At 62.3% G+C, this 22,245-nt stretch carries 17 protein-coding genes; 9 read left to right on the top strand and 8 right to left on the bottom strand.

Annotation, left to right across the window (positions count from 1 at the left end):
* Positions 1-3 precede the first annotated feature (3 nt).
* A complete protein-coding gene (gene argS / locus AACW18_RS20370) occupies positions 4-1,749 on the bottom strand; it encodes an arginine--tRNA ligase (protein ID WP_218389684.1) in 1,746 nt (581 codons plus the stop codon).
* Between the two features lie 314 nt (positions 1,750-2,063).
* On the opposite strand from argS, the gene AACW18_RS20365 reads away from it, so the two are divergent.
* The 3 genes from AACW18_RS20365 to AACW18_RS20355 all read left to right on the top strand — a co-directional run bounded on the left by AACW18_RS20365 (position 2,064) and on the right by AACW18_RS20355 (position 3,974).
* A complete protein-coding gene (locus AACW18_RS20365) occupies positions 2,064-2,630 on the top strand; it encodes an LON peptidase substrate-binding domain-containing protein (protein ID WP_042654474.1) in 567 nt (188 codons plus the stop codon).
* Positions 2,631-2,755: 125 nt separating this feature from the next.
* Complete coding sequence (locus AACW18_RS20360; protein ID WP_218292041.1) at positions 2,756-3,325, top strand: sigma-70 family RNA polymerase sigma factor; 570 nt, start codon at positions 2,756-2,758, stop codon at positions 3,323-3,325.
* Positions 3,318-3,974 (top strand): ChrR family anti-sigma-E factor, encoded by a 657-nt coding sequence (locus AACW18_RS20355; RefSeq protein ID WP_218389683.1) that lies wholly within the window; start codon positions 3,318-3,320, stop codon positions 3,972-3,974. Before AACW18_RS20360 ends, AACW18_RS20355 begins: the two co-directional genes overlap by 8 nt.
* 64 nt (positions 3,975-4,038) lie before the next feature.
* On the opposite strand, the gene bacA is transcribed toward AACW18_RS20355, so the two are convergent.
* The 6 genes from bacA to galE all read right to left on the bottom strand — a co-directional run bounded on the left by bacA (position 4,039) and on the right by galE (position 10,382).
* Positions 4,039-4,854 (bottom strand): undecaprenyl-diphosphate phosphatase, encoded by an 816-nt coding sequence (gene bacA / locus AACW18_RS20350; protein ID WP_218329656.1) that lies wholly within the window; start codon positions 4,852-4,854, stop codon positions 4,039-4,041.
* Between the two features lie 110 nt (positions 4,855-4,964).
* Positions 4,965-5,960: an aldo/keto reductase gene (locus tag AACW18_RS20345; RefSeq protein ID WP_218389682.1), complete on the bottom strand. Its 996-nt coding sequence runs from the start codon at positions 5,958-5,960 to the stop codon at positions 4,965-4,967.
* 172 nt (positions 5,961-6,132) lie between these two features.
* On the bottom strand, positions 6,133-7,101 hold the full coding sequence (locus AACW18_RS20340; RefSeq protein WP_218389681.1) for a galactose-1-epimerase: 969 nt from the start codon (positions 7,099-7,101) through the stop codon (positions 6,133-6,135).
* On the bottom strand, positions 7,098-8,249 hold the full coding sequence (gene galK, locus AACW18_RS20335) for a galactokinase (RefSeq protein WP_218329658.1): 1,152 nt from the start codon (positions 8,247-8,249) through the stop codon (positions 7,098-7,100). The genes AACW18_RS20340 and galK overlap by 4 nt, the downstream gene beginning before the upstream one ends.
* Entirely contained in the window at positions 8,246-9,295 is a 1,050-nt protein-coding gene (locus tag AACW18_RS20330; RefSeq protein ID WP_218329659.1) for a UDP-glucose--hexose-1-phosphate uridylyltransferase, read from the bottom strand. The genes galK and AACW18_RS20330 overlap by 4 nt, the downstream gene beginning before the upstream one ends.
* A gap of 73 nt (positions 9,296-9,368) precedes the next feature.
* Entirely contained in the window at positions 9,369-10,382 is a 1,014-nt protein-coding gene (gene galE, locus AACW18_RS20325; protein ID WP_218389680.1) for a UDP-glucose 4-epimerase GalE, read from the bottom strand.
* A gap of 215 nt (positions 10,383-10,597) precedes the next feature.
* On the opposite strand from galE, the gene AACW18_RS20320 reads away from it, so the two are divergent.
* The 6 genes from AACW18_RS20320 (at position 10,598) to AACW18_RS20295 (ending at position 20,771) form a co-directional block, all read left to right on the top strand.
* On the top strand, positions 10,598-11,602 hold the full coding sequence (locus tag AACW18_RS20320; RefSeq protein WP_218292034.1) for a substrate-binding domain-containing protein: 1,005 nt from the start codon (positions 10,598-10,600) through the stop codon (positions 11,600-11,602).
* Between the two features lie 527 nt (positions 11,603-12,129).
* Entirely contained in the window at positions 12,130-15,171 is a 3,042-nt protein-coding gene (locus AACW18_RS20315) for a beta-galactosidase (RefSeq protein WP_218389679.1), read from the top strand.
* Between the two features lie 225 nt (positions 15,172-15,396).
* Complete coding sequence (gene mglB, locus AACW18_RS20310) at positions 15,397-16,383, top strand: galactose/glucose ABC transporter substrate-binding protein MglB (RefSeq protein WP_042654378.1); 987 nt, start codon at positions 15,397-15,399, stop codon at positions 16,381-16,383.
* Between the two features lie 52 nt (positions 16,384-16,435).
* Positions 16,436-17,956, top strand: coding sequence for a galactose/methyl galactoside ABC transporter ATP-binding protein MglA (gene mglA, locus AACW18_RS20305; protein ID WP_042654377.1), 1,521 nt, complete (start codon positions 16,436-16,438; stop codon positions 17,954-17,956).
* A gap of 13 nt (positions 17,957-17,969) precedes the next feature.
* Positions 17,970-18,980: a galactose/methyl galactoside ABC transporter permease MglC gene (mglC, locus tag AACW18_RS20300; RefSeq protein ID WP_042654376.1), complete on the top strand. Its 1,011-nt coding sequence runs from the start codon at positions 17,970-17,972 to the stop codon at positions 18,978-18,980.
* 57 nt (positions 18,981-19,037) lie between these two features.
* Positions 19,038-20,771, top strand: coding sequence for a methyl-accepting chemotaxis protein (locus AACW18_RS20295; RefSeq protein WP_218389678.1), 1,734 nt, complete (start codon positions 19,038-19,040; stop codon positions 20,769-20,771).
* 861 nt (positions 20,772-21,632) lie between these two features.
* Here AACW18_RS20295 and AACW18_RS20290 read toward each other — a convergent pair.
* Positions 21,633-21,803, bottom strand: coding sequence for a hypothetical protein (locus AACW18_RS20290; protein WP_170175984.1), 171 nt, complete (start codon positions 21,801-21,803; stop codon positions 21,633-21,635).
* Positions 21,804-22,245: the final 442 nt, after the last annotated feature.

The following is a 22,245-nucleotide window of genomic DNA, read 5'->3' as shown; positions in this document are numbered from 1 at the left end:
CTATTACATGCGCTCCAGGGTATGGATGCCCAGTACGCCCAGACCCAGTTTCAGGACCTTGGCGGTGGCGGCGCACAGCAACAGACGGCTCTGGCGGCTGACCTCGTCGACGCCGTCCTTGTTGATCGGGCAGGCTTCGTAGAAGGTCATGAAGTTGCCGGACAGCTCGTACAGGTAGGTGCAGAGCAGGTGCGGCATCCCCTTGTCCGCCACGCCGTTGATGGCATCGGAGAACTGGATCAGCTTCTGGGCCAGCACCTCTTCCGCCTCTTCGTTCAGCACCACCTTGCCGCCCAGGGTCTCGGCATCGACGCCGGCCTTGCGGAAGATGGACTGGATGCGGGTGTAGGCGTACTGCAGGTAAGGGGCCGTGTTGCCCTCAAAGGAGAGCATCATGTCCCAGTCGAAGATGTAGTCGGTGGTGCGGTTCTTGGACAGATCCGCATACTTGACCGCGCCCATGGCGATGGCGTGCACCACCTGGGCCTTCTCCTCGGCGCTGAGGTCGCTGTTGCGGTTCTCCAGCAGGGCGGCGGCGCGCTCCTCGGCCTCGTTCAGCAGATCGACCAGCTTGACGGTGCCGCCGGAGCGGGTCTTGTAGGGACGGCCATCCTTGCCCAGCATCATGCCGAAGGCGTGGTGCTCGAGGGGCACGGACTCCGGCACATAGCCCGCCTTGCGGGTGATGGTCCAGGCCTGCATCAGGTGCTGGTGCTGACGGGAGTCGATGAAGTACATCACCCGGTCGGCGCCCAGGGTCTCGTAACGGTACTTGGCACAGGCGATGTCGGTGGTGGTGTAGAGGAAGCCGCCATCGCTCTTCTGGATGATGACGCCCATGGGCTCGCCATCCTTGTTCTTGAATTCGTCGAGGAACACCACGGTGGCGCCTTCGCTCTCGACCGCCAGCCCCTTGGCTTTCAGGTCGGTGACGATGGCGGGCAGCATGTCGTTGTACATGGACTCGCCCATGATGTCCTTGTTGGTCAGGGAGACATTCAGGCGGTCGTAGTTGATCTGGTTCTGTTCCATGGTCATGTCGACCAGCTTCTTCCACATGGTGCGGCAGTACTCATCGCCACCCTGCAGCTTGACCACGTAGTTGCGGGCGCGCTCGGCGAAGGCTTCGTCTTCGTCGTAGCAACGCTTGGCCTGGGTGTAGAAGGCTTCCAGATCCTTGAGCGCCATGTCGCTGGCGTGCTCGTTGGCCATTTTCTCCAGATAGGCGATCAGCATGCCGAACTGGGTGCCCCAGTCGCCGATGTGGTTGGCGCGCACCACCTTGTGGCCGAGGAACTCCAGGGCGCGGGCCGCCACGTCACCGAGCACGGTGGAGCGGATGTGGTGCACCGCCATCTCCTTGGCCACGTTGGGGGCGGAGTAGTCCACCACCACTGTCTGCGGGGCAGGCAGCTTCACGTTGGCGTTGGCGGAGGTCACCATGGCCTCGACCTGGCCGGCCAGCCAGCGCTGGTCGAAGAAGAAGTTGATGAAGCCGGGGCCGGCGATCTCGACCTTGGCGATCAGGTCGGAGGCGGGCAGGTGCTCTATGATGGCAGTGGCCAGCTCGCGGGGATTCTTGCGGGCCGGTTTGGCCAGCAGCATGGCCAGGTTGGTGGCCAGGTCACCGTGAGCCTTCTCCTTGCATCGGTCTACTTGCACCCGGGCTTCCAGGTCGGCCGGCAACACGCCCGCGGACTTGAGATTGGCTACCGTTTGTTCAAGTAGATGATGAATATGCTCTTTCATAACTGACCACCGAGGTTGCGCGTCGAAAAATGACTGACTAGATAAGGGCGTGAATTTTACCCGCATCGGGCCGAGAAAACTATAGGAATGGCCCGCCCGTATTGGCACGGCGGATATTTCACTGCGTTTTCCACCACAATACAGAATATTGATTGGAATAAGTGGTGGTTATCCATTTCTACTGCATATCGAAGCGGCTTGTCCAGGCTATTTTCCCCTGATTGTAAACGGGTTTTTTATTCCATCTCGATCTGAATGATCCCGTCCCGTGCCACGGTCGTATCATCAGAGGAAGTCGTTGGAGGATGATCCTGATGAAACTGGCGCTGTTTCCGCTCTCCGCTCACCTGCTGCCCGGTGGCATCATGCCGCTGCGCATCTTCGAGCCCAGGTATCAGCGCATGGTCGCCGAGGCGCAGACGCGGGAGTTTGCCATCTGCATGCTGGATCCCCGTCAGCCGGAGGCGCTGCGCAACATGTACCCCATCGCCACCCGGGTGCGGATCATCGATTTCGATCTGCTGCCGGACGGCCTGCTCGGCATCACCGTGCTCGGGGTGGCGCGGGTCAGGATAGTCGATCTGTGGCAGGAGTCCGATGGTCTGCGGGTGGGCGAGGTGGAGCCGCTGCCCCCCTGGCAGACCAGCCGGCTCAATGCGGATCAGCACTCCCTGGTCAAGGCGTTGCAGGATGTGTTCAACGATTACCCCGAATACGCGGCGCTCTACCCCACCCCCGACTGGGACGACGCCAGCTGGGTGGCGCAGCGCTGGCTCGAGGTGCTGCCCATCCCGGTGGAGCAGAAGCAGTGGCTGGTGGCGGCCGAGAACAACCAGCCGGCGCTCTCGCTGCTGAGCGGGCTGCTGGTGGCGAGCCATTGACGGCATGGGGCGGGATGATCTTTTTTCACTGGCCGTCGTACTGGCAAGGGCGATAGCCATCAAGGTAGGGCGCGATGACATATACTAGCCACCCATCATTTATCCGTCACAGGACCTCGACCCGCATGGATAACCCAGATGGTGACCTGAAGGCGAACCTGCTGCGCGTGGCGGAGCAGGCCGACAAGGCTGCCTTCGCCACCCTGTTTCACCACTTTGCCCCCCGCATCCGCGGCTATGGCCTGCGCCATCTCGGCAGCGAAGCCAATGCGCTGGAGCTGGTGCAGGAGACCATGCTGCTGGTCTGGCAGAAGGCGCGGCTCTATCACCCCGAGCGGGGCGCCCCCACCACCTGGATCTACACGGTGATGCGCAACCAGTGTTTCGACATGCTGCGCCGGCGCCGGGCCAGCAAGGAGGATCTCTGCGCCGAGGAGCTGTGGCCCGTGCTGGAGTTCAGGGCGGAAGAGGATCGGCTGAGCGAGGGGGAAGGGGCCGTGCTGACGAGCCAGATGGCGCACCATCTCGACGCCCTGCCCCAGGCCCAGCAGCAGGTGGTGCGCGGCATCTACCTGCAGGAGCTCTCCCAGCAGGAGCTGGCGGATCTGCTCGGGGTCCCGCTCGGTACCATCAAGTCCAGGCTGCGGCTGGCATTGCAGAAGCTGAAAGAGCATGTGGAGCAAGAGCATGATTAAAGCCCATCCCACCCACGTCATGCTGCGCGCCTTTGCCGCCGGCGAATTGCCACTGCCGCTGACGGTCGGCGTCTCGGCCCACTGCGAACTCTGTGCCGATTGTGGCGCCTGGCTGCACGCCTGTGAGGAGGAGCTGGCGGCCCGCCATCTCGAGACCCCGGCTCCCGAAGAGGCCATGGTGCCGGTGCTGGATGCCATGCTGGCGGAGATACTGCAGCAACCCCTGCTGCCCGTGGTGAACACCGCCGACCCCGTCCCCGAGCTGCGGGTGGCCGGCCGGGAGTATCCCCTGCCCAGGGCCCTTGCCCGCTACCATGAGGCCGACTGGCGCCATGTCGGCGCCATCCGTCAGCACCGCCTGCCGTTGGTGGAGCAGGGGGCGCGGGCCAGCCTGCTGCACATAGAGGCGGGTGGGCGCATCCCGGAGCACACCCATCAGGGCTACGAGCTGACCCTGCTGCTGGCGGGCAACATCCAGGATGGCGAGGTCCGCTATCAGGCGGGGGACTTCATCTGGCGCGATGCCAGCCACTCCCACAGCCCGCACACCCCGGACGGCTGCCTCTGCTACACGGTGCTGGATGCCCCGGTCCGCTTCACCAGGGGGCTGTCACGGCTGCTGAACGGCCTCAGGGATCGGCTCTACTGAGGCCGGTCGCAGGCATAAAAAAAGGGACCCGTCGGGTCCCTTTTTTCGTGTGGCGAGCAAGGGCTCAGGCCACGAACACCAGATAGACGGCGAAGGCCACCACGAAGCGGTAGATGGCGAACGGGATGAAGTCGAGCCGGCGGATCAGCGCGAGGAAGGTCTTGATGGCGATCATGGCCACCACGAAGGCGGTGACGAAGCCCACCGCGAACATGGGGAAGTCGGCCATGGAGAGGAAGTCGCGGCTCTTGTAGAGATCTAGTCCGCTGGCGGCCACCATCATGGGCACCGCCAGGATGAAGGAGAACTCGGCCGCCGCCTGACGGCTGATCCCCATCAGCATGCCGCCGCTGATGGTGGCGCCGGAGCGGGAGAAGCCGGGCCAGAGCGCCAGGCACTGGAACAGGCCTATGCCGAGCGCCTGCTGGTAACTGATGTCATCCAGGGTCTCGGAGCGCACCGCGGGGCGGAACTTCTCGGCGATGATCAGCAGGATGCCGCCGGCGACCAGGGCATACATCACCGTCTCGGGGCCGAACAGGTTGGCCTTGATCCAGCTGTGAATGGCGAGGCCTATGACCACGGCGGGCAGCATGCCGAGGATGATGTGGATCAGCGACAGGGTGGCGTGGCCCTTGGCTGGCTTCTGGCCGAAATGGATGCCAATCAGCCCGAACAGCCGGCGCCAGAACACGGCCACGACCGCCAGTATGGAGCCCATCTGAATGACCACCTCGAAGGTGGCGGCCTTGGGGCCTTCGAAACCGAGCAGGTGGCCGACGATGATCATGTGGCCGGTGGATGAAACGGGCAGAAACTCGGTCAGGCCTTCCACTATGCCCAGCACAAAGGCGACAAACAGGGCGTAGGACTCTGTCATGATTCAGATCTCTTGGTTGATTGGTCCGGATAAAAGCAGCCCCGAGCGGAGTCGGGGCGACCAATGATGGCGGAAAATAACCCAGGCAACCAGAGAATATTGCGCCGCAGTCAGCGGAGTACCGCCAGGATTTTTTGCTGCCACTCGGCATCCAACGGCGGCAGGCTGAGGGCATCGACCGCGCTGGCTATCTGCTGCGGATTGCTGGCGCCGATCAGGGCGCAGCTCACCACGGGATCGCGCAGCACCCATTGCAGTGCCAGCTGTGACAACTCCTGCCCCCGCTGCTGTGCCAGGGCGTGCAGGGCCCGGATCCTGGCCAGCTTCTCCGGGGTGATCTGATCGGGCTGGAGGAAGGGGCTGGCGCTGGCGGCGCGGGAATCCGCGGGGATCCCGGCCAGATAGCGATCGCTGAGCAGGCCGCCGGCCAGGGGGGAGAAGGCAACGACCCCCACCCCCTGCTCGCGGCAGACCGGCAGGGTCTCGGCCTCGATCTCCCGCTGGAACAGGGAGTATTTGAGCTGATTGACCAGGCAGGGGGTACCGAGCTCCGCCAGCCGGGTCGCCGCCCTGGCGGCCAGTTCGGCCGGGTAGTTGGAGAGGCCGACATAGAGCGCCTTGCCCTGACGCACCATCAGCGCCAGTGCCTGGCAGGTCTCCTCCAGCGGGGTACGGGAGTCCGGCCTGTGGTGGTAGAAGATGTCGACGTAGTCGAGGCCGAGCCGGCGCAGGCTCTGGTGCAGGCTGGCAAACAGGTACTTGGCGCTGCCGCCGTCCCCGTAGGGGCCATCCCACATCACGTAGCCCGCCTTGCTGGCGATGATCAGCTCGTCTCTATAGGGGGCCAGGCTGCGCTTGAGCACGGTGCCGAAGGTGGTCTCGGCGGAGCCGGGGGGCGGCCCGTAGTTGTTGGCCAGATCGAAGTGGGTGATGCCCAGATCGAACGCCTGGTGCACCATGGCCTTCACCTTGGCGGGATCGCTGCCCTCGCCGAAGTTGTGCCAGAGCCCCAGCCCTATGCTGGGCAGGCGCAGGCCGTGGCGGCCCACGGCGCGATAGGGTTGGCGCTGGTAACGGTCGGGTGCCGCTAGGTAGTTGTCATCCATAAAAACTCCTGGGTTGGGGCTGGTTCACGATATTGGATTTGAGCGGTCAGATATTCCCTGCATTCCCCGCCCTGCTCCCGCGAGGGGAGAAGGGGACTGGTAGCCGCCATCACCCAGCGGTGACGACGGCAACGCAACCCGAATCCCCTTTCTTTGGGAGAGAGAGCAGGGCTTAGTGCGTGGGGATCAGGCGGTAACGGGTGACGTGGCGGTAGGTCTCGCCCGGCTGCAACCAGGGATCCCCCAACTCGGGGCGGTTGGGGCTGTCCGGCAGCTGTTGCGCCTCCAGGCAGAGTCCCTGATGGTTCTGCCACTCGCCACCGCCCCTGGCCGGGGTGCCCGCCAGCCAGTTGCCGGTGTAGAGCTGCACGCCAGGCTGGTCGGTATACATCTCCATGCGAAGGCGCTCGTCGCCCGAGACGAGGGTCACGGCGGCTTGGCCGGGGAGCGGGTTCAGCAGGAAGCAGTGATCGTAGCCACAGGCCCCGATCTGCTGCGGGTGACTCAACCACTCCTCACCAACGAGGCGGCGCTGGCGCAGGTCGAATGGGCCCGTCACCTCGGCCTTGCCCAGCGGCAGCGAGTGCTCGTCGATCGGCAGGTAGTGATCGGCCGCGATGCTGATGCTGTGCTCGCGCACATCGCCGCCATCCAGATTGAAGTAGGCGTGGCTGGTGAGATTCACCGGCGTCGGCGCATCCGTGGTGGCGGTGAGTTCGATCACCAAGTCCTGCTGTTCGAGCCGGTACTCCAGGTTGACATCCAGGTTGCCGGGGAAGCCCTGCTCGCCGTCGGCCAGCCGGATGTGTAGACGAATGCGATCCCCGGCCAGCTCGGATACCTGCCACTCCCTGTTATGCAACGACTGGCTGCCGCCGTGCAGGCAGGTGGTGCCTTCGTTGGCATCGAGAGACCAGTGCTGGCCGTCCCGTGTCAGGCGGGCGCCACCGATGCGGTTGGCAAAACGGCCGACGATGGCACCGAGATAGGCGTTCTGCCCGGGGTAGTCGGTCGGTTCGCAGGCGAGCAGCACGTTGCGATAATGGCCATCGACCGGCAGCTCGAGGGCGGTCAGGGTGGCACCGAAGTCGAGCACGCCGAGGCGCAACCCGGCGTCATTCTGCAGATGGAACTCCTTCATGCGATCACCCCGGCTCCGGCGCTGGCGCGGCAGACATAGCTGTCCGCCTTGAGGCCGAACCTGGCAGGGTACTGGGCTTCGACCGCGGCGATCACCTCATTCACCTGCTCCGGGCGCAGCAGGGCGACCACGCAGCCGCCGAAGCCGCCGCCGGTCATGCGCACGCCACCCTGGGTGCCGATCTGCGCCTTGATGATCTCCACCAGGCCGTCGATGGCGGGCACTGTGATCTCGAAGTCGTCGCGCATGGCGACATGGGATTGACCCATCAGCTCGCCGAGGCGAACCAGATCGCCGCAGGCCAGCGCATCGGCGGCGGCCAGGGTGCGGGCGTTTTCCCCCACCACGTGGCGGGCACGGCGATAGCAGGCCTCGTCCAGCCCGGCCTTGCCGGCCTCCAGTGCGGCCAGATCCAGATCCCGCAGTGCCTTGACCCCATAGTGGCGGGCGGCGGTCTCACACTGCTGGCGGCGGGTGTTGTATTCGCTGTCCACCAGGCCGCGGCGCACGTTGGAGTTGACGATCAGCACCGCCAGATCGGCGGGCATGGGGATGAGGCGAGTCTCCAGCGAGCGGCAGTCCAGCAGCAGGGCGTGATCCGTCTTGCCGCTGGCGGAGATCATCTGATCCATGATGCCGCAGTTGCAGCCGACAAACTGGTTCTCCGCCTGCTGGCCATTGAGGGCGATCTCGGCCTGGCTGATGTGAAGCCCCAGCGCCTCCTTGAAGGCCTGGCCGATGGCTACCTCCAGCGAGGCGGAGGAGGAGAGACCCGTGCCCTGCGGCACGTTGCCGGAGACCACCAGATTGAGGCCGCGCAACACATGGCCGCGGGCCTGCAGGTGCTTCACCACGCCGCGGATGTAGTCGCTCCAGCGCTGGTCGGCATGGTGTTCGATGGGCTGTGCGAGATCGAACAGGTCGCGCTGGTTGTCGTAGTCGGCGGCGATCACCTGCACCAGGTTGTCGTCGCGCAGGCCGATGGCGACACAGGTCTCGTAGTCGATGGCGCAGGGCAGCACGAAGCCGTCGTTGTAATCTGTGTGTTCGCCGATGAGGTTGACGCGACCGGGGGCGCGCACCAGCAGCTCGGGCGGCTGCTCAAACTGCTCGGCATAGACGGCGCTGACGCGTTGGCTGGGGGTCATACTGCTTCCTCTTTGGCTTGGTTGTAGTGAATGGGGCTGAGCGCGCGCAGCCGCTCGGCGGCTTGCTCCGGGGTCAGATCGCGCTGGGTCTCGGCCAGCATCTCGAAGCCCACCATGAACTTGCGCACAGTGGCGGAGCGCAGCAGGGGCGGGTAGAAGTGGGCGTGCAGTTGCCAGGCTTCTGGGCAATCCGAGTTGGGCGGCGCAAAGTGCCAGCCCATGGAGTAGGGGAAGCTGCACTCGAACAGGTTGTCGTAGCGGCTGGTGAGCTCCTTGAGCGCCACCGCCAGATCCTGTTGCTGCTCGGGACTGAGGCTCAGCAGGGAGGGCACATGGGCCTTGGGTAGCAGCAGGGTCTCGAACGGCCAGGCCGCCCAGAAGGGGACCACCGCCAGCCAGTGCTCGGTTTCCACCACGATGCGGGAGCGATCGTTCAGTTCCCGCTCCACGTAGTCGACCAGCAGCGGGCGGCCATGCTCGGCCAGCCAGTCGCGCTGGTGCTGCTCTTCGCGGGCGATCTCGTTGGGCAGGAAGTCGCTGCCCCACAGCTGGCCATGGGGGTGCGGGTTGGAGCAGCCCATGACGGCGCCTTTGTTTTCAAATACTTGCACCCACTCCCATTGAGCGGAGAGCTCGCTCACCTGATCCCGCCAGGTCTGGATCACCGCCTCGATGGCGGGCAGCGTCAGCTCGGGCAGGGTCTTGCCGTGATCCGGCGAGAAGCAGATGACCCGGCTGGTGCCACGGGCGGCTTCCAGTCGCAGCAGGGGATCCTGGGCGTCGCTGGCGGCCGGGGTGTCCTGCATCAGGGCGGCGAAGTCGTTGGTGAAGACGAAGGTCTCCTGATAGTCGGGGTTCTGGTCGCCGGTGACCCGGCGATTGCCCGCGCAGAGGAAACAGTCGGGGTCGTGGGCCTGGCTCGGGGCCTGGCTTATCTTCTCAACCTGACCCTGCCAGGGGCGCTTGGCCCTGTGGGGGGAGACCAGCACATACTGGCCGGTCAGTGGGTTGAAACGACGGTGGGGGTGATCAACCGGGTTGAACATCATCACTCCTCAATGCCTGGTGAAATGAAAAGGGTAGCCGCCGCAGGGGCGTTAATGGGGAAGGAGTGTGCCATCACGACTCATACCCCCGTGGATTGGTGGATTGCCAGCGCCAGCTGTCGGCGCACATGGCGGCGAGATCCCGGCTGGCGTGCCAGCCCAGCTCGCGTTCGGCCTTGGTCGGATCGGCCCAGCACTCGGCGATGTCGCCAGGGCGTCTCGGCTCGATGCGATAGGGCAGGGGGTGACCGCAGGCCGCCTCGAACGCCGCGACCATCTGCAACACGCTCTGGCCCTGGCCGGTGCCCAGGTTGTAGGGGTGGACGCCACCCTTATGGGTGCAGTGCTGCAGCGCCTTGACGTGCCCCTCGGCGAGATCCACCACATGGATGTAATCGCGCACACCGGTACCGTCCAGGGTATTGTAATCGTTTCCAAAGACGGAGAGGCAGTCGCGACGGCCGATGGCGACCTGGGTCAGGAAGGGCATCAGATTGTTGGGAATGCCCTGGGGATCCTCCCCCATGGTGCCGGATTCGTGGGCGCCGACCGGGTTGAAGTAGCGCAGCAGCGTCATGCTCCAGTGGGGCTCGGCGGCCTGCAGATCCTCGAGGATCTGCTCGATGATCAGCTTGGATCGGCCGTAGGGGTTGGTGGCGCTGCGCGGGAAGTCTTCCCGGATGGGGGTGCTTGCCGGGTCACCATAGACGGTGGCCGAGGAGCTGAACACCAGGTTGTGGACGCCGGCGCGCTTCATGGCATGCAGCAGGACCAGGGTGCCGCTCAGGTTGTTCTGGTAGTAGTCGAGGGGGATGCGGGTCGACTCGCCGACCGCCTTGAGGGCGGCGAAGTGGATCACCGCCTCGATCTCCTGCTCGGCGAAGATGCGATCCAGCAGGGCCTCGTCACGAATGTCGCCCCGATAGAACAGGGGTTCACGCCCGCTGATGGCGGCGATCCGCGCCAGCACGCCGGGCTTGCTGTTGCACAGATTGTCCACCACCACGGGTTCCATGCCTGCGGCCTGCAAGGCAAGGCAGGTATGGCTGCCAATGTAACCACAGCCGCCGGTGACCAGTACTTTCATCCTCTTCTCCACTATCCGTTCCCCACATAGGAAAGCCTGAGCAGGAGTCTAGCCGAGGCGCTCCCCCTCAAACTGTGAGCGGGCTAACATATTTGTGTAAACGATTACACAAAATTGCTGAGGCAAAAATGAACGACCTCGGCTTTTCCCCTGTCATCAGTGGGATTGCTCGGTATAATGGCCCCGTCCAAAACCGTGAAATAAGTGAAAACAGCATGAGTACCATCAAGGATGTCGCCCGTTTGGCCAACGTATCGGTGGCAACGGTTTCACGGGTGATGAACAACTCACCCAAGGCCAGCGCCGCCTCCCGCGAGGTGGTGCGAAAAGCCATGGCCGAGCTGGGCTACACCCCCAATGCCAACGCCCGGGCGCTGGTCAACCAGACCTGTGACACCATGGGTGTGGTGGTCGGCGATGTGGCGGATCCCTTCTTCGGAGCCCTGGTCAAGGGGGTGGCTGCGGTGGCGGTGGAACAAGGGTTACACCTGCTGATGGGTAACGGTTTTCACAGGGCACAGCAGGAGCGGGAGTCCATCGAGCTGTTGATCGGCAAACGCTGCGAGGCGCTGGTGGTACACAGCAAGGCGCTGAGCGATGAGGAGTTGATCGACTATGCCCTGCGGGTACCCGGCATGGTGTTGATCAATCGAGATATTCCGGCCCTGAGGGGGCGCTGCATCGCCCTCAACAACCGGCAGGGGGCCGCCACCGCGACCCGCCATCTGCTGGAGCTGGGTCATCGTCACATCGCCTTCGTCAGCTCGGATCATGCCATCGAGGATGCCCAGCAGCGCCTGCAGGGCTATCAGGATGCCCTGCTCGAGGCGGGTCTGAGTGCGGATCCCGAACTGGTCGAGAGCGGCATGCCCAATGAAGAGGGGGGGGAGCGCGCCATGCTCAACCTGCTGGCCAAGGGGCTCAGCATCACGGCCGTGGTGGCTTACAACGACGCCATGGCGGCGGGGGCCATCTCGGTGCTGGCCGACAATGGCCTCAAGGTGCCGGAAGAGGTCTCCGTGGTCGGCTTCGATGACATCATCTACGCCAGATACCTGAGGCCCAAGCTCTCCACCATGCGCTACCCCATCGAGCTGATGGCGGCGCAGGCGGCCAAGCTGGCGTTGCAACTCGCCGCGGGCGAGAGCGAGGTGGTGCAGAGCCGCGTCTACACCCCGACCCTGATCAATCGCCACTCGGTAGCCCCGGTCAGACCCTGATCCTGCGTCTATGACGATTGAGCAGGAGATGACGGCCCGTCTGCACGCCAAGGCTGCTGCTCAATAGTCCCTTCATGATTCCCGTCAGACCCTGATCCTGCTTCTATGACGATTGAGCGGGAGTTGACGGCCCATCTGCACGCCAATGCTGCTCAATCGTCACGCCATTATTCCCGTCAGACCCTGATCCTGCCTCGATGACGATTGAGCGGGAGATGGCGACCCGTTTACATGCTCCTGCTGTTCACTCCTCATTCTGTGATCCCGCCAGGCTCTGGTCGTGCCTCAATAGCCACTCCATGACCCAAATATGGGGCTGAACGAACCCCGCCATTCCGTCTTATCGTCGCCGTGAGTCCACTCATGGTGACGCTCGTCGTTTTTTACTCATCTTTAATCATTTTTACCCTGTTTTACTTAACATCCCCAGTGTAATCGTTTACACCTGTGTGAGCGAGATCGCCGTTTCGGGTGTGAAACTCTCCTACACTGCTGACGTGTTCAACGCTCATACAGGAAGAGAGAGGATGATCAGGGAGATCTTGGCCCGTCAGGACTGGCAGACCCAGGCCATTACCGCCGTCAACCGGCTGCCAGCCCATACCCCGCTGTCCAGCTGGCGCAGCGAGGCCGATGCGCGGAGCGGGCTCGCCTCGCCGTCGCGGCTATTGCTCGATGGCGACTGGCAGTTCTCCTTCTTCGCGGCGCCCGAACAGGTGCCCGATGCCTGGCTGCATCAGGATCTGCCGGAGGCGACGACCGTCGCTGTGCCGGGTAACTGGCAGCTGCAGGGTTTCGATCGCCCCATCTACACCAACATCAAGTATCCCTTCCCCTGTGATCCGCCCAGGGTGCCGGCGGCCAATCCGACCGGCTGCTACTCCCGTGAGTTTGACCTGCCCGCCGACTGGCTGGCAGAGGGTCAGACCCGGGTCATCTTCGACGGGGTCGACAGCGCCTTCTATCTGTTCTGCAACGGTCGCTGGGTCGGCTACTCCCAGGACAGCCGGCTGCCCGCCGAATTCGATCTCAGCCCCTTCCTGCAGGCCGGTCCCAACCGGCTGGCGGCGCTGGTGCTGCGCTGGTCCGATGGCTCCTACCTGGAGGATCAGGACATGTGGCGCCTCAGCGGCATCTTCCGCTCCGTCAGCCTGCTCCACAAACCCGAACGCCACCTGCTGGACGTGCGGCTGACGCCGCTGCTGGATGCCTGCTACCGGGATGCCCGCCTCAAGGTGGCGCTGCAGGTCAACGATGGCAGCGGGCTGGCGGTGGAGGCGAGCCTCTATCTTGGCGACGAGCTGATCACCCGCCGACGCCAGCCGCTCGGCACCGGGGCCATCGACGAGAAGGGAGCCTTCGGGGATCGCGCCGAGCTGTGGCTGGAGGTCGTCGCGCCCCATAAATGGAGCGCCGAGACCCCTCACCTCTATCGCCTGACCCTGACGTTACTGGACGAGCAGGGCTTGCCCATCGAGAGCGAGGCCCATGACGTGGGCTTTCGGGCGGTGGAGATCCGCGGCGGTCTGCTGCGGGTCAACGGCCAGCCCCTGCTGATCCGCGGCGCCAATCGCCACGAGCACGATCCCGCCCTGGGCCATGTGGTGACCCCGGCCGCCATGGAGCAGGATCTGCGGCTGATGAAGCAGCACAACTTCAACGCGGTGCGCTGCTCCCACTACCCCAATCACCCCGAGTTTTATCGACTGTGTGACCGGCTCGGCCTCTATGTGGTGGACGAGGCGAATCTGGAGACCCACGGCATGACCCCCATGGGGCGGCTGGCGCAGGATCCCGCCTGGAGCGGCGCCTTCCTGGAGCGGGTCACCCGCATGGTGGCGCGGGACTTCAATCACCCCAGCATCATCATCTGGTCCCTGGGCAACGAGTCCGGCTATGGCCCCGCCCACGATGCCATGTACCAGTGGGTCAAGCGCGCCGATCCGAGCCGCCCCGTCCAGTACGAGGGGGGTGGGGCCGATACCCCGGCCACCGACATCATCTGCCCCATGTATGCCCGCACCCACCAGGATCAGCCCTTCCCGGCGGTGCCCAAGTGGGCGCTGGCCAAGTGGATCGGGCTGCCGGACGAGACCCGGCCGCTGATCCTGTGCGAGTACGCCCATGCCATGGGCAACAGCCTGGGGGGCTTTGCCCACTACTGGCAGGCGTTTCGCGATCATCCCCGCCTGCAGGGCGGCTTTGTCTGGGACTGGGTCGATCAGGGGCTCGACAAGGCGACCGACGATGGCCGCCACTATTGGGCCTACGGCGGCGACTTCGGCGACATGCCCAACGATCGCCAATTCTGCTGCAACGGCCTGCTATTCCCGGACCGAACCCCTCATCCCGCCCTGTTCGAGGCCAAGCGTGCCCAGCAGCCCTTCGTGTTGGCGCTGAAAAGCCAACGGCCGCTGGAGGTCGAGATCACCAGCGACTACCTGTTCCGCACCACGGACAACGAGCTGCTGCGCTGGCGGCTGTGTGAGGATGGCGCCGTGCTGGCGCAGGGGGAATGCCCGCTCGGCCTGGCACCCCAGGCCAGCCTGACCCTGACCCTGCTGGAGCAACTGCCGAGCTTCGCCGCGGGCTCTCTGGCCTGGCTGGAGCTGGCCATAGTGCAGCAGGGCGCCACGGCCTGGGCCGAGGCGGGCCACGAGGTAGCTCGCCAGCAATTTATGCTGCCAACACCGATGGCGATACCGGCGGCGTTTAACCCCGCCACGATAAAGGAGCAGCCGGATCATTGGCTCGTCTGTGCGGCTGGCAGCGAGTGGCAACTGGACAAGACCAGCGGGCGGATCCGCAGCTGGCAAAAGCAGGGGCAGGAGCGGCTGCGGGATGCCATCGCCGATCACTTCTACCGCGCGCCGCTGGACAACGACATAGGCGCCAGCGAGGCGGATCACATAGATCCCAACGCCTGGATCGCCCGCTGGCAGGAGGCTGGACTCAACGACCTGCAGCATCGCTGCCTGGGGCTGACGGTGAACCCGGACCAGGGAACCGCGCTGGTCCGGCACGGTTACTTCGTCGGAGAAGAGCTCAAGCTGCTGACCCACTGGCGCCACAGCTTCGGTGCCGATGGTGCCATGGCGCTCGCCATCGAGGTGGAGGTCGCCGCCGACCTGCCATCGCTACCCCGCATCGGCGCCAGGCTCTGGCTGGTTGACGAGATCGACGAGGTGAGCTGGCTGGGGCGAGGCCCCCATGAGAACTACCCGGATCGCCTGCTCGCCGCCGATCTCGGTCGCTGGCAGCTTCCGCTCGATGCCCTGCACACACTCTATGTGTTCCCGACCGACAACGGCCTGCGTTGCGATACCCGCCGGTTGCAGTTGGGGGAGATCACCATCGCTGGCAAGTTTCACTTCAGCGTCAGCCGTTACAGCCAGCCGCAACTCGCCCTGGCCCGCCATCAGACCGATCTGGTGGCGGAGGGTGGGCTGCACCTCTGTCTCGATGGCTTCCACATGGGTGTTGGAGGTGATGACTCCTGGAGCCAGAGCGTGCGGCCAGAATATTGGCTGCGGCCAGGGAGCTACTATTGGAACTGTGTTCTACGCTGAATCTGACTCCCCCATGAACACCAAAACGAATCGATTGAGTCTTGGTTGTGTTTAAGTAGTTAATATTTAACGAATTTGTTGCTGTGTAACAGAGTGTAAACGTTTTCATTTTGTCGTCAGGATCACAGAACTCCAGACAACAAACTGATTACATTAGGCTCGCGCCAGTTCACATGGTGTACAGCATTCCCTACAAAAACAGATATTAGAGATCGGAGCATAACAATGAAAAAACTCACGACAGTTGCCGCCCTGCTGATGGGACTGACGGCCGGTGCCACCGCCCACGCTGAAACCCGTATCGGTGTGACCGTCTACAAGTACGACGACAACTTCATGGCCGTGGTACGCAAGGCAATTGAGAAGGAAGCGGTGGCGAACCCAGGTGTCGAGCTGCTGATGAATGACTCCCAGAATGACCAGTCCAAGCAGAACGACCAGATCGACGTGCTGCTGGCCAAGGGTGTGAAGGCGCTGGCGATCAACCTGGTTGATCCTGCGGCGGCCCCTGTCGTGATTGAGAAAGCCCGTGGCGAAGATGTACCTGTGGTGTTCTACAACAAGGAACCGAGTGCGGCCGATCTCGCCAGCTATGACAAGGCCTACTACGTGGGTACCGACTCCAAGGAGTCAGGCATCATCCAGGGTCAGCTGATCGCCAAACATTGGAAAGCCCATCCGGAATGGGATCTGAACAAGGATGGCGTCATCCAGTTCGTGCTGCTCAAGGGTGAGCCTGGCCACCCGGATGCCGAAGCTCGCACCACCTATGTCGTCAAGACCCTGAACGACGGCGGCCTCAAGACCCAGCAGCTGCACATGGATACCGGTATGTGGGATACCGCCATGGCCAAAGACAAGATGGATGCCTGGATCTCCGGCCCCAACGCCAACAAGATCGAAGTGGTCATCGCCAACAACGATGGCATGGCAATGGGCGCTGTTGAATCCCTCAAGGCCCAAGGCAAGACCGCCATCCCGGTGTTCGGTGTCGATGCGTTGCCCGAGGCGCTGGCTATGGTCAAGAGCGGTGCCATGGCGGGTACAGTGCTGAACGATGCGGCCAACCAGGCGAAAGCCACCTTCGAGCTGACCAAGAACCTGGCTGAAGGCAAACCGGCCGGTGAAGGCACCAAGTGGAAGATCGACAACAAGGTCGTCCGCGTTGCCTACGTGGGCGTAGACAAAGACAACCTGGCTCAATTCGAGTAATTCCCTCCTCCTGGGCAAGGTGACCCCTTGCCCTCTATTTCAACCCGATGTGATGGCTGATATGACAACACGGCAACAATCAGAATGGCTGTTGGAGATGATTGACGTCAGTAAGAGCTTTCCCGGCGTCAAGGCACTCGATAATGTCAATTTACGGGTCCGTCCTCATTCTGTGCATGCGTTGATGGGCGAGAATGGCGCGGGTAAATCCACGCTGCTCAAGTGCTTGTTCGGCATTTATGAGAAGGATGAGGGCAAGATCTTCTTCAAGGGCGAGGAGGTCAACTTCACCTCGTCCAAAGAGGCGCTGGAGAACGGCGTCTCCATGGTGCACCAGGAGTTGAACCTGGTCTTGCAACGCACCGTGATGGACAACATGTGGCTCGGCCGCTACCCCACCAAGGGCTGGTTCGTCGACCACGGCAAGATGTACCACGACACCAAACATATCTTCGACGAACTGGATATCGATATCGATCCTCGGGTCAAGGTGGGCACGCTATCCGTGTCCCAGATGCAGATGATCGAGATCGCCAAGGCGTTCTCTTATGATGCCAAGATTGTCATCATGGACGAGCCCACCTCCTCCTTGACCGAGAAAGAGGTCAATCACCTCTTCAAGATCATCAATAAGCTGAAAGAGAAGGGCTGCGGCATCGTCTACATCTCCCACAAGATGGAAGAGATCTTCCAGCTGTGTGACGAGATCACCATATTGCGGGATGGGCAGTGGGTGGCGACTCAGCCGCTCAAGGGCATGACCATGGATCAGATCATCGGCATGATGGTCGGTCGTGAGTTGACCCAGCGCTTCCCGGAGAAAACCAATCAGCCGAAAGAGGTCATCCTGGAGGTTGAGCATCTGACGGCGAAGAACCAGCCATCCATTCAGGACGTCACCTTCGACCTGCACAAGGGTGAGATCCTCGGTATCGCCGGCTTGGTGGGCGCCAAGCGCACCGACATCGTCGAGACCCTGTTTGGCATCCGCGATCGCAGCGGCGGCGCCATCAAGCTGCATGGCAAAGAGGTGGCCAATCACAATGCCCACGAGGCGATCCAGAACGGCTTCGCCCTGGTCACCGAGGAGCGGCGCTCCACCGGTATCTACTCCCGTCTCGACATCGCGTTCAACTCCCTGATCGCCAACATGGACAGCTACAAGAGTTCCATGGGGCTGCTCAGCAACAACAAGATGAAGAGTGACACCCAATGGGTCATCGACTCCATGCGGGTCAAGACCCCGACCCAGCAGACACAGATTGGCTCCCTGTCCGGTGGCAACCAGCAGAAGGTCATCATCGGCCGCTGGCTGCTGACCCAACCTGAGATCCTGATGCTGGATGAACCGACCCGGGGTATCGACGTCGGTGCCAAGTTCGAGATCTACCAGCTCATCCTGGAGCTGGCCAAGAAGGACAAGGGCATCATCATCATCTCCTCAGAGATGCCGGAGCTGCTCGGGATCACGGATCGCATCATGGTCATGAGCAATGGCCGGGTCGCCGGGATCGTCAACACCAAAGAAACTGACCAGAGCGAGATCCTACGCCTGGCATCTCTGTACCTATAGACAGGAAGACATTATGGAGTCGGCTAAAAATTTCAATCTGATGCAGGCGCTCAAAGAGAACGGCATCTATGTGGTGCTGCTGGTGTTGCTCATGGTCATAGTGATCAAGGAGCCCTCCTTCCTGAGCCTCACCAACTTCAGCAACATCCTGACCCAGTCCTCGGTGCGGGTCATCATCGCACTCGGGGTGGCGGGCATCATCATCACCCAGGGCACCGACCTGTCGGCCGGTCGTCAGGTCGGCCTGGCCGCCCTGATCGCCGCCACCATGTTGCAGGCGCTGACCAACGTCAACAAGGTGTTCCCCAGCCTGGGTGAAGTGCCCATTCCGGTGGTGATCCTGCTGGTCTGTGCCGTGGGGGCCCTGATCGGTCTGCTCAACGGTCTGATCGTGGCCTACCTGAACGTGACCCCCTTCATTACCACCCTGGGTACCATGATCATCGTCTACGGCATCAACTCGCTGTACTTCGATTCCGTGGGTGCCTCGCCGGTAGCCGGCTTCGATCCCCGCTTCTCGAGCTTCGCGCAGGGGTTCATCAAGCTGGGGGGGTTCAAGCTATCCTACCTCACCTTCTACGCCGCCATTGCCAGCGTGTTCGTCTGGGTGCTGTGGAACAAGACCCGCTTCGGCAAGAACATCTTCGCCATCGGCGGCAACCCCGAGGCCGCCAAGGTGTCCGGCGTCAACGTCGCCGTCAACTTGGTGGTGATCTATGCCCTGGCCGGGGTGTTCTACGCCTTCGGTGGCATGCTGGAGGCCGGCCGTATCGGCAGCGCCACCAACAACCTCGGCTTCATGTATGAGCTCGACGCCATCGCGGCCTGCGTGGTGGGCGGGGTCTCCTTCGCCGGTGGTGTGGGCACAGTGGCCGGAGTCATCACCGGGGTGCTCATCTTCACCCTGATCAACTACGGTCTGACCTATATCGGTGTCAGCCCCTACTGGCAGTTCATCATCAAGGGCGGCATCATCATACTGGCGGTCGCGCTGGACTCCATGAAGTACGCCAAGAAGAAGTAAGCATTGGCAGAGAGGGCCGGGAGAGACCGGCCCTCTCTCTTTGGAGGGACCCATTCCATGCCATTCAAAGTCAAGATTAACGTCCTCCTGCTGCTCGCCATCCTGGTCACCATCGGCACCGCCTGGCTCAGCGTCAATCACTTCATCAGCGGCTACATCCGCACCCAGGCCACCCAGAACATCAACGAGCAGATCACCCTGGTCAAAGAGAAGCTGGCGGGGGACATCAATCAGAAGGTGCTGCTGGCGGCCAATCTCAACCTCGGGGTGACCAGCGTCAAGAAGGCCCTGCAGGAGACCGGATTCCACAACATCGTCAAGCTGATCGGTGACATGGCGTTCGACGTGAACGGGGTCATCAATGATCCGGCCAGGGTCGAGGCACTGCGCAAGCTGATCCCCGCCGCCAATAATCAGATCACCGTCAGCCCGCTGCAGCAGCTGGATGGCAAGCCCGTCATCTCCATCCTGGTGCCCAGGGGCGCCGACTCCGCCTACCTCTATTACCTCGACATGAGCGAGTTCAAGCAGTTGCTGGCCAAGGTGAGCGGCGAAGGGCGCTACTTCTCGCTGGCCGACAGCCGGGGCAAGGTGCTCTACGACAGCAAGCCGCAAGGGGAGAGCGAGGCACGCCCCAACCAGCTGGATATCCGCGGCAGCCAGTGGACGCTGACCGGTTACGTGGATCTCGACTATATCCAGACCATGACCCAGGCGCTCAATGGCAAGATCACCCTGGCCCTGTTCGGGGTCGCGGCGCTGGTGTTGCTGCTGTCCATGGTGGCGCTCAATCTGGCCTATCGCCCCATCCTCTCCCTGCGCGACCTGGTGCTGGAGCTGTCACAAGGCAATGGTGACCTGACCCGCCGCCTGACGGTGACCGGCAAGGACGACCTCAGCCAGATCTCGAGCGGCATCAACCGCTTCATCGAGCGTCTGCAGGAGATGATGGGGGAGGTGAGGGAGGCCAGCGGCCAGTTCAATGACGGCATCGCCGGCTTGGCCAGGCAGACCGGCTCGGCTCAAGGGTTGCTGGCCGAGCATGTGCGCGAGACGGAGCAGGTCGTCACCGCCATCAACGAGATGAGCCGCACCGCAGTGTCGGTATCCGAGAGTGCGGCCAGCACGGCCCAGTTGACCGGCCAGAGCCAGCAGCTGGCGAGCCAGTCGCGCCTGGTGGTCGATCAGGCCATGGCCAGCGTGACCGCGCTGGTGGCTGAGGTGGAGAGCACGGCCCGGTCCATCGCCGCCATGCAGCAGGATGTGCAGCAGATAGGATCCATTCTCGGGGTCATCGGCAGCATCGCCGAGCAGACCAACCTGCTGGCGCTCAACGCGGCCATCGAGGCCGCCCGGGCCGGCGAGCAGGGCCGCGGTTTTGCCGTAGTGGCCGATGAGGTGCGCTCCCTGGCGGGGCGTACCCAGCAGAGCACTGCCGAGATCCAGACCATGCTGAGCAGGCTGCAGCGGGGTACCCAAACCGTGGTGGAGGCCATGGGCAATACCCGGCAGAGTTGCCAGGATGCGGCAGAGAACACGAACAGGGTGAATGCGTCACTGGATCTGATGGCGGGAGAGGTGGTGGAGATCAACGATCTCATCAGCCACATCGCCACCGCTGCCGAGCAGCAGAGCGCCGTCGCCGAAGAGATCAACCGCAACATCAGCGCCATCGCCGAGGTGATCACCCAGCTCAAGACCAATGGTGAGCAGACGGTGGGCAGCTCGGTGTCCATGCGGCACACCTATGACAGGTTGAATGACATCGTAGGGAGTTTCAGGCTGGAGTAGTAGCCGGTGGCCGAGGCAAAAAATGGCCAAAAAGATGGGGGCGACTCGCGTCGCCCCCGGTAGTCTTATCGCTCAGATCCTTGAACGAAGTTGCTCCCTGCAATCCCTGACTGTTTACCTCTTCCTTTAGGTTTCCCCTTCCCAATCCTTTGGGGTGTCCTTTAGCCATCTTGGCCTGACGAGTCATCCATTCCCGTCGCACTTTCTCCGTCCTGGGAGGTGTCCTTTACCACATCCTGTGGTGAGTCCATTTGCCTAACCCTGGCAGCCTGTCTTCCTGACCGACTTCTACTGCGTCCGTGCAGGAGTAACTATAAGGATTTCATGGCGAACGACAATGGCATGCTGAAAAACGTTTTTACACAACTCGTTTCCCAGGAAACAGTAATGAGACTTTATTGTTATAAATCATTGAATTGAATTTTATATGTGCAGGTTTTTTGATCCTATCTTCCGACTATGGCGGGAATTTTATGGGCTCTTCGCTTACGCCAGCTATGGCGAATGTCTTACGCTTCGTTTAACTGAGGTTCAGAAAAGTCACAGAGGCCAGAGCCGTTTGCAGATGCCGGGCGCTCGCCACGCAAGATCGGCAGGCATGAATGGTCCTGCCACATCGACTTGGCGGCCGGCGTCGCGAGCCCGGAGCGGATGAATGTTCGCAAGGCTGCCTTGGGTGCCCTCGCTTTGCAGGGGCATGGGGGAGCGCAAGGGTCAGGCGCCAGGGCTGGCTATCGACGTCTCATCAATGAGCCTGCGGGCGGAAGAAACGGGGTACATATAGTAGAAGGGAGTGGGCCGCCTGGTGATGGAGCCTGCCGGCCAGGCCAAGAGGAGGAGGCCTCCCCTTGGGCTTCGGCTTCAGTCGTACTGCTCGCCGCCATACTGCTGGCACAGATACTCGGGGACCAGCATCTGGGGTGCCTGGTCGACGTGGCACACCACCTCGGGCACGGCGGGAGCCCCCTCGGCGCTGACCAATGCCGGGCTCATGGACAGAGCCAGGGCGATGAGCAGCAATTTAATCTTCATGAATATCTCCTTGGTGACAGGATTCGGTGTGATCCGGATCACTTTTTGAGTTAAGTCGAGTCGTCTTGCGACGCAAGGCGCCCGGATAAATTCAACTAATGAAAAAAGATTAAAACCGGGAGGAGGTGACAACGCGGCGGGAGGCGTGACCAAGATGCGCTAGGAATGCATATCCATATAAAAGAGATAGCGTCATCGCTGTCATCCGAGGCCTATCCCAGGCGGGCTGGCGTCAATGCCATGATCTGGGACAAGAGATGGATTATTCAGCCAGGATTGTGATTGTGACTATTTATGTGGCTATTCTCCCCCACACCAGCGCGGAGAAATTCACTCTACTGCATATTAAATTCAATTTAAACTTGATGTTTTTATATCTTATTAATTTTAAACACTATTTAAGTTTTGTGTTATCCCTTTGTAGATAGGGTAAATGAATGGA

The organism is Aeromonas sp. sia0103, from assembly GCF_963895295.1.
GTDB lineage: Bacteria > Pseudomonadota > Gammaproteobacteria > Enterobacterales > Aeromonadaceae > Aeromonas > Aeromonas encheleia.
Note: the sequence above shows the minus strand (reverse complement) of the source record. Positions and strands in the feature narration are given on the sequence as shown.